Source organism: Brevundimonas sp. UBA5713 (assembly GCF_002419815.1).
In the GTDB taxonomy this organism is placed as follows: Bacteria; Pseudomonadota; Alphaproteobacteria; order Caulobacterales; family Caulobacteraceae; genus Brevundimonas.
This window is the reverse complement of record NZ_DIGV01000005.1, coordinates 18,974-32,759: the sequence shown is the minus strand read 5'-3', so window position 1 is coordinate 32,759 and position 13,786 is coordinate 18,974. Positions and strand designations below refer to the sequence as shown.

Annotated in this window: 11 protein-coding genes and 1 tRNA gene; 3 read left to right on the top strand and 9 right to left on the bottom strand. The window is 62.5% G+C overall.

Annotated features, from left to right (window positions below):
• Positions 1–2: 2 nt before the first annotated feature.
• Genes astD through B3B04_RS00490 form a run of 3 tightly spaced genes read right to left on the bottom strand, consistent with a single transcriptional unit; the run spans position 3 to position 3,704 of the window.
• On the bottom strand, positions 3–1,421 hold the full coding sequence (gene astD / locus B3B04_RS00500; RefSeq protein WP_292038691.1) for a succinylglutamate-semialdehyde dehydrogenase: 1,419 nt from the start codon (positions 1,419–1,421) through the stop codon (positions 3–5).
• Positions 1,422–1,442: 21 nt separating this feature from the next.
• Positions 1,443–2,450 (bottom strand): arginine N-succinyltransferase, encoded by a 1,008-nt coding sequence (locus tag B3B04_RS00495; protein ID WP_292038686.1) that lies wholly within the window; start codon positions 2,448–2,450, stop codon positions 1,443–1,445.
• A gap of 3 nt (positions 2,451–2,453) precedes the next feature.
• Entirely contained in the window at positions 2,454–3,704 is a 1,251-nt protein-coding gene (locus B3B04_RS00490) for a hydrolase (RefSeq protein WP_292038684.1), read from the bottom strand.
• 116 nt (positions 3,705–3,820) lie between these two features.
• Here B3B04_RS00490 and B3B04_RS00485 point away from each other — a divergent pair, with 116 nt between their 5' ends.
• Together B3B04_RS00485 and arsC are read left to right on the top strand one after the other, a co-directional pair.
• Positions 3,821–4,270, top strand: coding sequence for a hypothetical protein (locus B3B04_RS00485; protein ID WP_292038682.1), 450 nt, complete (start codon positions 3,821–3,823; stop codon positions 4,268–4,270).
• 42 nt (positions 4,271–4,312) lie between these two features.
• Positions 4,313–4,654, top strand: coding sequence for an arsenate reductase (glutaredoxin) (gene arsC, locus B3B04_RS00480; protein WP_292038678.1), 342 nt, complete (start codon positions 4,313–4,315; stop codon positions 4,652–4,654).
• A 56-nt stretch (positions 4,655–4,710) separates the two neighbouring features.
• Here the strand turns inward: arsC and B3B04_RS00475 are convergent, their stop codons facing one another.
• From B3B04_RS00475 to B3B04_RS00465, 3 genes are all read right to left on the bottom strand, one after another.
• Positions 4,711–8,973: a translocation/assembly module TamB domain-containing protein gene (locus tag B3B04_RS00475; protein ID WP_292038674.1), complete on the bottom strand. Its 4,263-nt coding sequence runs from the start codon at positions 8,971–8,973 to the stop codon at positions 4,711–4,713.
• Entirely contained in the window at positions 8,970–11,036 is a 2,067-nt protein-coding gene (locus B3B04_RS00470) for an autotransporter assembly complex protein TamA (RefSeq protein ID WP_292038672.1), read from the bottom strand. Before B3B04_RS00470 ends, B3B04_RS00475 begins: the two co-directional genes overlap by 4 nt.
• A gap of 94 nt (positions 11,037–11,130) precedes the next feature.
• Complete coding sequence (locus B3B04_RS00465) at positions 11,131–11,412, bottom strand: hypothetical protein (protein WP_292038669.1); 282 nt, start codon at positions 11,410–11,412, stop codon at positions 11,131–11,133.
• Between the two features lie 220 nt (positions 11,413–11,632).
• On the opposite strand from B3B04_RS00465, the gene B3B04_RS00460 reads away from it, so the two are divergent.
• Positions 11,633–11,709, top strand: a tRNA-Lys gene (locus B3B04_RS00460).
• Between the two features lie 109 nt (positions 11,710–11,818).
• Here the strand turns inward: B3B04_RS00460 and B3B04_RS00455 are convergent.
• The 3 genes from B3B04_RS00455 to B3B04_RS14625 are packed head-to-tail and all read right to left on the bottom strand — an operon-like array spanning position 11,819 to position 13,709.
• A complete protein-coding gene (locus B3B04_RS00455; protein ID WP_292038666.1) occupies positions 11,819–12,985 on the bottom strand; it encodes a site-specific integrase in 1,167 nt (388 codons plus the stop codon).
• Positions 12,982–13,329, bottom strand: a complete 348-nt coding sequence (locus tag B3B04_RS00450; protein ID WP_292038663.1) for a hypothetical protein — start codon at positions 13,327–13,329, stop codon at positions 12,982–12,984. Before B3B04_RS00450 ends, B3B04_RS00455 begins: the two co-directional genes overlap by 4 nt.
• A complete protein-coding gene (locus tag B3B04_RS14625) occupies positions 13,326–13,709 on the bottom strand; it encodes a thermonuclease family protein (RefSeq protein ID WP_409516061.1) in 384 nt (127 codons plus the stop codon). The genes B3B04_RS00450 and B3B04_RS14625 overlap by 4 nt, the downstream gene beginning before the upstream one ends.
• Positions 13,710–13,786 lie beyond the last annotated feature (77 nt).

Sequence of the window (13,786 nt, the reverse complement as noted above, 5' to 3'; positions counted from 1 at the left end):
AATCATTGCTTTAGGCCTTTGATTTCGCTGGTGATGTTCTTGACCAAAGCGGCTTCGAAGCTGGCGACCGGATATGCGCAGTAGTCGGCGGCGTAATAGGCGCTGGGGCGGTGGTTGCCGCTGGCGCCGAGGCCGCCAAAGGGCATGTCGCCCGCGGCACCGGTGGTGGGGCGGTTGAAGTTCACCACGCCCGCGCGGATGGTGGTGATGAAGCGATCCCAAAGGGCAGTGTCGTCACTGATCAGGCCCGCCGACAGGCCATAGCGGGTGGCGTTGGCGGCTTCCAGTGCGGCCTCGAAGCTGTCCACGCGGATGACCGACAGGAAGGGGGCGAAGATTTCCTCGTCCGGTACGTCCACGCCCGTCACATCGATGATGGCGGGTTTGACGAAGGCGTCCGACAGGCCGTCGATCGGGCCAGAAGCCCGGATCACCTTGGCACCGGCGTTGATACGGGCTTGCAGATCAGCCAAGGCCTTTTGGGCAGCGCGGGCCGAGATCAGCGGGCCGCCGTAAACTTCCTCATTGCCGTTCCACGCCCCGAAGGTGAGGCGGTCGGCAATGGCGGCCACCGCGTCGACGATGGCGTCGCCTTTTTCACCTTGCGGCACAATCAGGCGTCGCGCGCACGAGCAACGTTGACCCGTGGTGATGAAGGCGGACTGCACCACATGGGTAGCGGCGGCCTCTGCATCGGCCACGTCCCAGACCACCAACGGATTGTTGCCGCCCAGTTCCAGCGCGAGGATCACGTGCGGATCATCGGCAAACTTCTTGCGGAAATGCGCGCCCGCCGCGCCCGAGCCGGTGAACATCAGGGCGTCGATCTTTTGGTCCAGCAGAGCCGCACCGACCTCCTTGCCGCCTTGGACAAGGTTGATTACGCCGTCCGGCACGCCTGCGTCGAGCAGGCACTGCACCATCAGTTCGCCCGTCTTGGGAGCCTCCTCGGAGGGTTTGAATACGACCGTATCGCCGGCCAGCAGGGCCGGTACGATATGGCCGTTTGGCAGGTGGCCGGGGAAGTTGAACGGGCCAAGCACCGCCGCCACACCGTGTGGACGATGGCGCAGGACAGCGCGGCCAAAGGCAGTGTCATTGCTGCGCTCGCCCGTGCGTTCATCATAGGCACGGATGGAGATGTCGACCTTGCCCTGCATGGAGCCGACTTCGCCTTGGGTTTCCCAAAGCGCCTTGCCTGTTTCGCGGCTGATGGTCTCGGCGATCTCGGTCGCGCGCTCTTTCAGCTTGGCCTGATAGGCCTTCAGCACGGCAATGCGCTCTTCGCGCGGGCGCACCGCCCAGTCCGTCAGGGCGGCGCGGGCCTTGGCCACGGCGGCGGCAACCTGATCAGGAGAGGTTTCAGCCCCCTCCCAAACGACTTCGCCGGTGGTGGGGTCAATGGACTGGAAGGTGGTCATAGCGAAACTCGATTTGGGGGATCAGACTTTGACGCGGATAACGTCGCCCGCCTTGACGCGCAGTGCGCGCGCGGCCTCTGGCGAAATCATGACCTTGTCGTCGTGGATGTCGGCCTTGGCGCGAACGGCGCGGAAGTTGGACACGCTGTCCGTCGAGATCAGGGCGGGCAGTTCGGCCTTGATCTCGCTGCCGATTTCCACGGTCAGGACGCGGGCGTCGCGCACGGTGCGAATGTTGTCGCGGCCACAGGTCACGGTGGGGCCGGCATCGAAGATGTCCACCAGACCATTGGGGCGGAAGCCTTCGGATTCCAGCAGCGCCATGGCGGGCACGCCCTGCGGGTGGACCTTGCCGATCACCGCGCGGGCAGGCTCTGGCAGCAGTTCCACATAGATCGGGTGGCGCGGTGCCAGATCGAGAATGAACTGTTTGTCTGTCGAGCCGGTCATGCGGTCGGCGTCGTCAAATTCCATCGGGAAGAATTTGTGCGCCACATGATCCCAGAAAGGGCAGGCTCCGTCAGGCGTGAACACGCCGCGCAGCTCGGCCAGCACCGTGTCTGCGAACAGGTCGGGCTGGGCTCCGATCAGCATATAGCGCGACTGGGCCAACAGGCGGCCGGCGCCGCCGCGACGGCGGTCGGCCTTGAGGAACAGTGAGCCGACCTCGGTCCAGCCCGCACATTCGTTGACCAGCACCAGCGTCTGATGGTTCAGGCGAACGTCCAGCGACGGCGACTGGACGATATTGTTCACCAGACGGAAGGAGAAGAAAGGACGCTTCAATCCCACGGTGGCCTTGACCGAGCCAACGCCGTCGATGTCGCCCGTGTCGCCGTCTTCCAGCATCAGGGTGTACCACGCTTCCTCCCACGGGATTTCGCCCCGGAACGATTGCTGGCTTAGCTCCAGACGCTCGCTCAGCACGTCCGGATCTTCGGGCAGGCTGGTGAAACCGGGCCCTGACAGAATGGCCAGCTCCAGCAGATGGTCCAGATCGGCAGGGCCAGCGGGGCGTACAATCAACATGGATTACATTGTCTCCAGACGGAGTTGTTTCAGCTTGTGCGCATCGATCTCGCCCGAGGCGATCTTGCACAGAATAAGAGCGGACAGCTTGGCACGTTCGACGAAGCTGTCGGGCCAGGCGTATTCCTGATCAGAATGGATATCGCCGCCGATCACGCCCAGCGTATCGACATTGGGCAGGCCCGCCGCGTGCAGATTATTGCCCTCGCACACGCCGCCGGAAGACTGCCAAGCGATGCGTTGGCCCAGCAGGTCGCCCGCAGACTTGACGGCCCCGAACAGCGCCGTCTGGCTGGCATCCATCGGCTTGGGCGCACGGGTCATGCCGCCGTGCAAGTCTAGCGAAATGCCTTCGATAGGCGGGGCCGAGGTGATGTCCTTGATCGCATCCACCACCCATGAGGCCGACTGAGCATCAGGCACGCGAACATTGAATCGCACCACGGCATTGTCGGCCACCACATTCAGTGGCGAGCCGCCGTCGATCTTGGACACATTGACCGTCACGCCCGCGCGTTGACCATTGAGGGCATGCAGTTTGGCGGCGATGATCGCGGCAGCAGCGATGGCATTGGCCCCTTCGTGGAAGGCGCGGCCCGCGTGGGCCGACTTGCCGCGTACGATCAGATGATAGTTGCCGCTGCCCTTACGCTCTCCCGCCAGCGTGCCGTCGGGCAATGCGGGTTCATAGGTCAGGCCGATGTGGCCCTTGGCCCCCAGTTCAGCCAGAAGCGGCGCAGAACCGGGCGAGCCGATCTCTTCGTCAGGGCTGAGCAGGGCGGTCCAGCCCACGCGGTCTTTGTCGGGGTGGTGTTCAAACGCTTCCAGCGCGCCGAGCATCACGCTGATGCCGCCCTTCATATCGGCGATGCCGGGGCCGTTCAGCGCCCCGTCGTCCCGGGCGCGTACGGTCTGGAACGGGCTGGCGGCATCAAACACTGTGTCATAGTGGCCGGTGGTGACGATCTGGATCGGGGCGTCGGGGCGGCAGGTGATGCGCAGGGCAGGGGCAAAGGTGTCGGTGTTGACGGTGCCATCGGCGCGTACCGTGGTCGAGGTGCCGGTCTCGACGCGCTCTACTATCGCGGGCAGGGGGCGGAACGCGGCTTCCAGCGCGTCCAGCACCTGCATCAGTCCCCCGGAATGGCGGCTTCCGGAGTTAATATTGGCCCAGTCTACCGCCCGTTGTACCAGTGCATCGCCATGCTGGGCGACGTGATCGAGAACGATTTGGTCGGCGGGATCGATCTTCATCCATACAACCTAGCCGTCCCGCGAACAAAGGTGAAGGACCGGCGGTTTCTATCGCAGGCAATGGGAATCGGCCGACATTGCCGATAGGTTTTGCCGCCAAATCGCCGGAGTTGAGCATGAACCGTCGCCCGAACCCCTTTGCCGCTGTCGAATCGCGCACTCAGGCCCGCGTAATGGCAGGCTATAGCGTGGCGGGCTTTGGGCTGTGGGGCCTGATCCTGCTGATGCAGGCGGGCTTGATCTGGTACGGCTTTGGCTCGGAGCCGGAAGAATACCGTGGCGGCACTACAGGCTTTGCCGTGTTTCAGGCCCTGATCGCGGGCGTGGCGGCCTTGGTCCAGTGGCGCAAGCCCAACCGCATCATGCCGGTGTTCGGGCTGGCGTGGAGCCTGTATGAGGTGTCGTCGCTCATGGTCGGCTTGATGGTCGGTATGCCGATGGCCATGGGGGGGCTGCCCAACTGGGCAGCGGCCCTGACGGCAGGTGGCATGCTGGTATGCGCCGTGCTGCATATCGGGGGCTTGCGCGGCGCGATTCACATGCAGCGCGCCGACTTTCCGGCCTGAAATCACTTAAGGGGCGACGCGCCCCACTAGGGAGTAAAAACCGTGAGTGTGACCCTTTATCACAACCCCAAATGCTCGACCTCTCGCAAGGCGGTCGATCTGTTGCAGGACAAAGGCATCGACGCCGAGGTGGTCGAGTATCTGAAGGCGGGCTGGGACGCCGAGACCCTGAACCGTTTGGCCAAGGCTACGGGCGTGGGTTTCATCGGCCTGCTGCGCAAGCGCGAGGAAGAGGCCAAGGCCTTGATCGAGCGCGGGGCGTCGGATGATGAAATCCGCGCCGCCATGATCGCCAATCCGGTGCTGGTCGAGCGCCCTATCGTGGAAACCGACAAGGGGGCCCGTATTGGCCGCCCGCTAGAAAGCGTTTTGGAAATCCTTTGATCGTCTGACCGAACGCACCAAGAAAAAAGGCCGGGCGCTGTGCCCGGCCTTTTTGTTTAGCGATCGCTGACCTTGCGCCAGCGGACAGAGATGACGGCATTGCCGTCGCCTCCGGCGCGGGCGCTGACGGCGATGTTGCGGCGGACCTGCCACTCCACATTGACCGCCGTGCCGGATTCACCGCCGCCGATAACCTCCAGATAGATGTCATCGGTCAGGCGACGGCCACCGGCCACCATCAGGTTTGCGCCATCGCCGCTGAACGACAGGCTGTCCAGACCCGACAGCTGGCGCAGATTGCCCAGAATGTCGAAGCCGCCACCGCCAGCCAGCGAAGCCACAGCTGATGCCAGCTGCGCCGCCTCGATCGGAGACAGCTGCGAGATGGAACGACCGAACAGCACGCGGGCCAGCACTTCATCCTGCGGCAGTTCCGGCTCGGAGCTGAGGACGATCCGCGGCTCGGCCGCCGAACCGGTGGCGCGAATGATGGCCGTGATGGTCGGGTCTTCGCGGCGCGCGGTTAGGTTCAACTGGATGCGGCGCGGGTCGGTATCGAGGGTGACGCGACCGCCCGGATCAAAGGTGAAGCGTTTGCCCGCAAACTCGTAGGTGCCGCGCACCACCTCTGCCGATCCGTTGAGGCGCGGATTGTTGATCGAACCGGCCACATCGGCATTGGCTTCCAACTGCATGTCGATGCCATCGCCGCGCACATTGACCTCGGGTGCGACCACCTTGACGTTCAGGATGATCGGTATCGAGTTCGACGCGCCGGTGTCGGTGGTGGTTTCGATTGCGCCCGGTCGGTTAATCTCCGTCACGGGCATACGCACAATGCCTGTATTGCCGGGGAAGACAGGCTCGATCGTCGCCTCGTTGACGTTCAGCGTGCCGTCCAGACGGACAAAACGGCCGGTGTGAATGGCGCGCAGATCGCCCGAAGTCGTGATCTTCACCTCATCGGTATCGGCCACGCGGAAATCACGTAGCTTGACCTGAAGTTCGCCCATATTGCCGGGCCCCTGCGCGCGGAAACGCAGACGGCCGCTGGCTTCGATCTGGCCGTTGCGGGCATCCGCTGCGGTCAGGCGCGAGATGGTGATGTCGTCATTCGTCAGTTGGGCTTCGCCATTCAGATTACGCAGCTTCAACCCGATGCCGTGGTCATCGACGCGTCCGTTGGAGACGCGGATCGGACCCGAGAAGCGACGTTCATTCAGACGCCCGCCAAGGGTGATGTTGGTGTCGATCTGACCTTCGACCGTGCGGTCCACACCATCCACCAGATCATACAGCGGCTTGATATTGCCGTTGATGGCGATGTTGCCGGACAGAGGCCCGTTGCCGTCCAATGCCAAACGCAGCGGCTGGGGATCATAGTCTATGGGCAGGGACACATTGGCGTTGGCGCGAAGGCCGCTATCACCGCCGGTCGCCGTGTTTGTGGCATTGGCCTGAAGACGCAGGCTGTTGGCGTCCAGAACCGCATTGATGCGGGCATTCAGAGCGTCGTTGCGCGAGTTGGCCAGCCGTGCGCCGGTAAGCGTGATGTCGCCGCGGCCGTTGAGATTGGCGGCACCGATCTGGCTGACATTGACGGTGCCAGACAGTGTGCCTTCGTGATCGCGGCTAAAGGCGTTGACCGGCACGTCGTCCAGATTGGACGTCAGGTTCCACACGGTGCTGCCGTCACGGCGGCGCGGTCCAGCAGGCGACAGATTGGCGCGTAGCGTGCCAGAGCCCAAGCCCACATCCACATTCGCCATCAGGCCGTTGCCGCCCGTCTGAACAAAGGTGTTTGGATTCACGGTGAAGGCGATATCGCGAACGCGGCCGCGGGCCTCTCCACCGGCCTGACCCATGGATAGGCGGTGGCCATCGTTCTGTTTTTCATAGACCAGCGGGCCGCGATAGCTGAACGGGTTTTCGCCGCCGATCTGCACGTCGGCTGCCATCGGGAGACGCTGGAGCGTGCCTTGACCGCGCAGAGCCAGACGCTCCACCAGCACATTGGTGCCGCGCATGCGGAAGTTGCGACCGTCCACCTGAACGTCAGCGCGGGCATTTTGGCCACCTTCGCTGAGCAGGATACGGCCGTTCAGTGTGCCGCGCTCGACAAACACGCCCGGACGGGCATCGAAGGTCAGATTGGCGCTGGACGGTACAGACTGCGAAAGGGCGATATCGCCTTTGGCGGTAATGCCGCCGCCGTTGATGTCCACGCCGCTGAGCGCGATCAGCTGATCGGCCAGGCGGAAGTTGGCCCGTGCCAGCAAAGGCTGCCCCCGCGAGGACGAGGTGATGATGACATCGCCGTCCGATCCAGCGGTACGCTTGTTGAAGTTCAGCTTGAGATTGGTCTGGCCCAGGACGACCTGACCCAGATTGACGCGATCGAAGTCGGCGTTCAGAGCCAGTTCCGGTTGATTGATCGTACCGACCAGAGAGCCGTCTCCGGTCATTTTGCCGTCGATGGCCAGAGGCCCGACACCGAAGGGCCCGTTGGCATCCCAGTTCAGGCGCAGACGCAGCTTGTCGCCTTGCACCTGCCCAATCACATCGGCCTGTCCGGCATCGCCGTTAAGCTGGCCCTGGGTGATGGAGATCACGCCCTTGTTCATGCTGCCGGCCAGAGCGAGGCGCGGACGTTCGCCCAACAGGCGATCCATCTCTTCCATGCCGGTTTTCAGGCGGCGGCCCTGACCGTTGAAGCTGAGGGTCCACGGTGCACCCGAGCGCTGTGTGCCAGCGCGGATATTGCCGCCGAAGCTGCCGCTGGCTTGCGGGCTGAGCGCCGCGACATTGCTGAGGTTCACATCACCATTGAAACTGAGACCACCCAGCAGGTTACGGCGGCCCGAACCGGTCAGGGTCAAAGCCGAACCGCCCAGGTCTATATTGCGGACAAGAATGGCCCCATCGGCCAGACGCGAGGCGGATAGCTTCACACGCGGGGCCGCGCCCAGCAGCCCGCCCAGAACGCCCTGTCGCGAAGCATTGGCCGCAGTGAGCTCGCCCGACAGGCTGTATTCGCCCTTATTGGCCGACAGGTTCAGCGGGCCCGTCAACCGGGCCATGCGATAGTCGCTCAGCTGTACGTTGGAGGCGTTGATCGCACCCTTGAGCTCGAAGGTTTTGCCATCCCCGTTGAAAACGCCCTGATAGCGGGCGGCATCGCCCAGCGGGGTTCCGGCCAAACGGGTGAGGGAGGGCGTAGCGACGTCCAGCTTGATGTCTTCGGCGAAGGCCCCGTCCTTGGTCCTCACGTAGCCGACGGCTGAAGACTGGATGTTGTCGGCAAACAGACGCCACGCCACGCCCTGAACGCCTTCGCGGCCCCGTTGGGGCACCGCAGCGAAGCCAAGGCGTGCGGTACGGCCAAAGCGTTCGATGAACGGCACAAATAGGTCGGAACCCGAGAAGTCCATATAGCCCGACAGGCGCGAACCATTGTCGGAGAACTGGCCTTTGACATGCAGCGGCGTGAAGCTGCCGGTGCGCATGACCATGTCGACGGTTCTGCCGTCTACAAGAGCCTTGGCCGAAAACGGCTGATCGGGCGAATAGCCGAGCGCGCCCGCCAGCGGTCCGCCGCTGGCTTCCTCGGCTTGAAGGTTCAAACGCAGATCCTGGGGGTCTTCGCCGAAGGTCGCCGCCAGTTTCAGGAAGTCGCCAGTACGGCTGAGGCTTCGGGCATCGACATTCGCCGTCTTATTACCCGCGCGGGGGATGTTGGCATCGCCCGACAAGGCCCAACGTCCGTACTCTTTGGAGAAGTCCTCCAGCAGTTCGACATTGGCTGCAAATTTGTCGATCACAATGCCCAACGCCTGCGGACCGCCGGGCTCGGTCGGCGGCTCCAGCACGGGACGGCGGATCAGGCGGATTTGGTCGGCGGTGATTTCGTCGGCATGGAAACGACGGAAAACGAGCGGCAGATAGGACCAGTCCACGCGGACATTGGTAGCTTCCAGCCACACGCCATCCACGTCCGACACCGTGACGCGATCCAAGGTAAAGTCGTCGAACAGATCGCCGCTCAGGCCCTCGACATTGATCTCGCCGTAACGACCGATCTTTTTGCCGGCCACAAAGGTAGTGATCAGTTCGCGCCCTGCATCCGACACCAGATAGTAGCGCCCGCCCACCACGGCCACGATCCCGAGGCCGATCAGCGTCCCGATGCCGATCCCCGAGACGATGGCGATCGTTTTTAGACGCGAGCGTTTGCGCTTCTCGCGTGTTTTGGACTTGGACAGGGTCTCTGTCGGCGTGGTGCCTTCGGTTTCAGGCTCTTGAGAGGGCGTTTCGGTCAAAACGACTGGCCGATGCTGATGTAGAGTTGAAAGCTTGAGTCACCTTCGCGCTTGTTCAGCGGAAAGGCTACGTCGGCACGCACAGGGCCGAACGGCAGTTTGTAGCGGACGCCGACACCTGCGCCATAGCGCATATTGCTCAAGTTCGGCGTTTCCTGAAAGCCGATGGCACCGCCGTCGAGAAAGGCCACGGCCTGAAACTTCTCGCCGATGTCCTGACGCACTTCCAGCGAGGTCTCGAACTGGCTAAGGCCCCCGCGCGGCGTGTTGTCGGGCAGGCGCGGGTTGATGCTCTGATACGAATAACCACGCACCGAGCCCCCGCCGCCCGAATACATCAGGCGATCCGACGGCACGGTCAGCTCATCGCCACCGACGATGGAGCCGATCTTGACGCGACCGGCCAAGACGGTGCGCTCGCGCTCTCCGATAGGGTAGTAGGTGCTGGCCTCACCGACCGAGCGCAGGAAGAAGACATTGTCCTCGCCGGTCACCGCCGTCGGCTGCACCGACAGACGCGCACGCCAACCGCGCGTGGCGTTCAGTGGATCATTGGCACGGTCGATAAAGGCACCGCCTCGCAGGGTGAACAGCACCAGATTACGGTCAAGCGTGAGAGCCTGCATGGTGTCAGGGTCGAAACGCGTTTCCTTATAGCGACCGCCGTCCAGACCCACGCCGTAGCTGAAGAAGGAGGTCTTGCCCCAGCGCTGGGTCATATCCGCTTCGAATACAGCGGCCTGACGGTCGTAGGCGTCGGTCATTTCACTGACGGCCCAGCCGGCGACGCGAAGGGTGCGGCCGGGGCGACGGAAATGCGGGCGGGTCCACTCGCCGCCGATCCGGCTGTCGATATCGGCAAGCCGTAGGCCATAGCGCAGGGTGTCGGCGCGACCGAAGCGGTTGAAATGGGTTCGGAAAATATCCAGACCGAAGCCGTCTTTGGTTGCGTAAGAGGCACCCGCTTCCAACAGCTTATGCGGACGGTCGCTCAGATAGACGTAGACATCGCGCAGTTCGTCATCGTCCTGATTGGCCTGAAACAGCGGTTGCAGCGAGACCGAAGCCGCATCGAACACTCCGGTTTCGGTCAGGAGACGTTCAAGCTCGGTGAGGGCGTCCGGCGTAAAAATCTCGCCGCGTTCCCACGTGACCAACTGCTGCACCCAGTCTTCCCGTGTGCGGGTGGGAGCGTCCCGCTCTTCGGCCTCGGCCTGATCGGCGGTGGTCGAGGGGGTACGGCGCGTGGGGTTCAGGGTGATCTGGTCGTTTAGATAAACGACGTCGCGCGCCATGATGTTGAAACGGGGACGCAGGGTATTGGCTGCCGGATTGGGGTCGCCCTCGTATTCGGGGTGAACAACCTCGACGTATCGGGGGTCGGGGCGGGCGTCGGCAAATCCGTTGCGCTGAAGCACCGAGATGACCCGCGCCTCTGCGGCGATCACGTCAGGGGCACGGCCGGGGGCACCATCGGGCAGGTCAATGGCCTCATTGGCCAAGGCTACGATGTCTTCCGTGGGATGCACGGGAGGTGCCCCGCGTACGGGTTTCAGTGTCGTATTACCCGAAACCGCGAGAGAGTCGCCAATCTGGCCCGTATCGGCATTGGCGACCACGATTGTCGGGGTATCGTTGGTGGTCTCGGTGGCGGCGCGCGGCGTAAAGGTGGTCTGGCGCGGCGCGACCCATTCAATGCCCGCATCGCGGACCACAAACTGCGGCCCCGGATTGATGATCAGCTCGACCGTATATCGATCGGTTTCGCGCGAGGCGGGACGGGCCTCAACCGTAGCGCCGTAATAGCCTTCGGTGCGCAGAATATCTTCGGCCAACTGGACGGCGCGGCGCTCGTTGCGGCGCTGCTCGCCGGCAGAGCGGGGCGCTTGTTCAACACGCCCGATCGCTTGTTCCAGCTTGGCTTCCAGATCACGTGGAATGGTGGTGTCGGGCGCGGCCACAAAGGTGGCCCGCTTTTCGTCGGCGAAGGCAGGACTGGCAGCAGCGCCCAGCACGGCACACGCCGCCACGCTGCACAGATAAAAACCGAGACGAGTGCGCAATCCGAACCTTCTTATACGTCTGTAGCCGTAGTCATCGGTGACTACGGCGATTAACGAAGCACTCAAGGCGACCTTTCAGATCGCCTCGTAAACCTTAGTAAAACAGGGTTTCACTATCCGGCTGGACAGACTCTTCGGAGCTGCGGACATCCGGAGGAACGGTTTCTACGGGGACGGTATCGACCACCGGAGCTTCGGCAACAGCGGGAGCCGCCTGTTCTTCGGCAGGTACAGCCTCTTGCGGCGCTACGTCCTCGACATAGGTGTCTTCATATGACGGCTGAGGTTGCGGGTTATCGCAAGCGGTCAGCGTGAGACCGGCCGCAACTAGGGCAGCGACCGTCAGCGAAGCGGGGGAGAAGGGATGTTTGCGCATAGATCCATGTCGACTGTTGTGTGACGAACGCAGGCGAACGGGAGGAGGTTCCCCGCAATGTCCGCCCATCTGTCCAGTGTGGCATGAACTGATTATGAACTTCTGACAGCGAACACGGAAATCTCTTAGTCCCGAAAATTTATGATGATTTGCGTATTTTTGGGCTTGCCCGGAATCAGAACCCTTTCTATGTTCCGCGCCTCTTCACGAGAGTGCGGATGCGCCCCTAGCTCAGTTGGTTAGAGCATCTGACTTTTAATCAGAGGGTCCTCGGTTCGAGCCCGAGGGGGCGTACCACTCTCGTGAAGATGTTTTCCTTAGAGAAAATCGTCTGAATGCCGCTCGTTTCTCTGAGCGGTTGGCTCTCATATACAGTCCATATACACTCCCGTATACAAAAGCCGATTTAAGGCTCTTGGGCGCGTTTCTTGGCCTTGAGAGACACCACATTATCGATCTTGTCTTGAGCCGCATCCGCCATTCTTCTGCGATTAGCTTGCCGCCGATAGATCTTAGCCGCGGCCTCCGAGGCCTGCTCCAGCTGCGACATGATTTCGCTGTCAGAAGCGCCTGCTAAAGCCAGCTCGACGCCTCGAGCGTGTCGAAGCCCATGGAGCGTGAGCGGGCAGTAGACATTGCCCTCAGCATCGACAGCGGCGCGAACTTTTCCATTCTTGGCGAGGCGATCCATCAACCGCTCGACGGCTTGATTCAGCTGGCGTTCCTTCCAAGGCGCGCCGTCGGCATTGTAAGCCACGGTCAAGGCTCGATTGGGCGTACGCTCAATAACCTCGGTGAGACGCGCATCCTCGCGCTTGTCGGCCAGAACAATGCGCTTTTCGGTCAGCCAGTAGAGACGGCGTTCTTGCTCGCCCTGGTCATTGATCGCGACTGTTCTGGCGTGAAGTGGCAGATTGCAGATCGTGCCGCGGCGAAACCCTCCATATCGGCCAAGAGCTATGGCACGGGCCAAGCCCGGCGTTCCGCGCTCAATGGCGTCTTCAATACCGGCAATGACTTCGTGGTCTTCCCAGCGGGGGTTCGCTTCCTTGACCTCGTGCGGTCGCTTCACCTTCGGGATTTTGTGGAAGGGATCGCCGCTGATTCGACTATCTGTTTCATCAAGGATGGCAGGCTTCAGAGCGTTCTTCAGTACCTGCATGCGCTTGTTTGCAGAGTTGTGCCCCCGAATGGCCCAGGCATCGCGCAGGCCCATGATCCAAGACCGAGTGACTGAGCTCAGCAGGACATCGCCAATGTCCTCGATCTGCTCGTCAATGTAGTCCTGATAACCGGCTCGAGTTCTGGCGGCGAGACCGAGGAAGTCACTTGATTTGGCATAGGCCTTGAGCATACCGCCGACGGTGCCGGCGCGCGGTGTCGAACTGGCCAGCTCGATGCTGTTGATCCGCTCAACGATGGCCGTCACTTCATCCTGTAGGGCCTGAGTTCCAAACGCCGACCTGAGGGGCCCTTCTCGGTAGCCGCCCTTTCGGAAATACAGCAGGTCGCTGCCATCGGCTGCTTTCTGCCTCTGGACGTACTTAACCTTAATCGAGCCTTTATCGGTCAACGCTGGCTTCCTTTGGCGCGCGAACGGACGCGCTCAAGTGCTTGGGCAGCATGGTCATTGGCGACGATTGGCGGCTCGTCTGGTAGTTCGGTCGGCTGATGCGGCAGGCGCTTGAAGCCACCGACGCGCGGTTTCAGTTCGGCAATCCACGCATCAACCAGATGGCGGGGATAGCGCAGCAGGTTCGCGCCTAGATCCACCGGTGCGACGGGGCAGACCTTCGAAAGCGTCTCCTCGCTCATGCCGCCGACATAGGCGCGTAGCTGATCCTTGCTGAGGAGGGCAGGCCAGCTATCGGGGATGTAGCGGTGATGGCCCGGGGCGGCGTTGTTGGACCTGCTCATTGCCAAATCCCCCTGCCATGATCCCGCGCTGCGTTCTCCTCTGCACGGTACGGATCACCGAAGTTCGTTTCCGATATAGCGAGCCCTTCACTGACCAGTATCGCGCCGAGGTCGCGGCCATTGATCGTGCAGGTGGCGACGTTACGCTGATACCTGTCTCGGTTCTGGACCGTGCAGCGGGCACCATTGACGGCAAGCTGGCGGGCGCGGTCGGTAGCTTGCACAGCCGTGGAGCGGGCAGGGGTTGAACAGGCCCATACGTTTGGCCTTTGACGGCAGCGCGTGTACGGCGCGACTTCGCCCGCGTCGATGCCAGCAAGGCGCACACGATGGCGCTCGCCGTCTGCTGTGACGCATCGCCCACTATCGCCGTCGGACATCAGGAGGGCGGTGCAGATCAGGACAAGAGCGCTCACTTGCGGGCCTCCATGGCGTCGGATTTCTCCGCCTCGCAGGA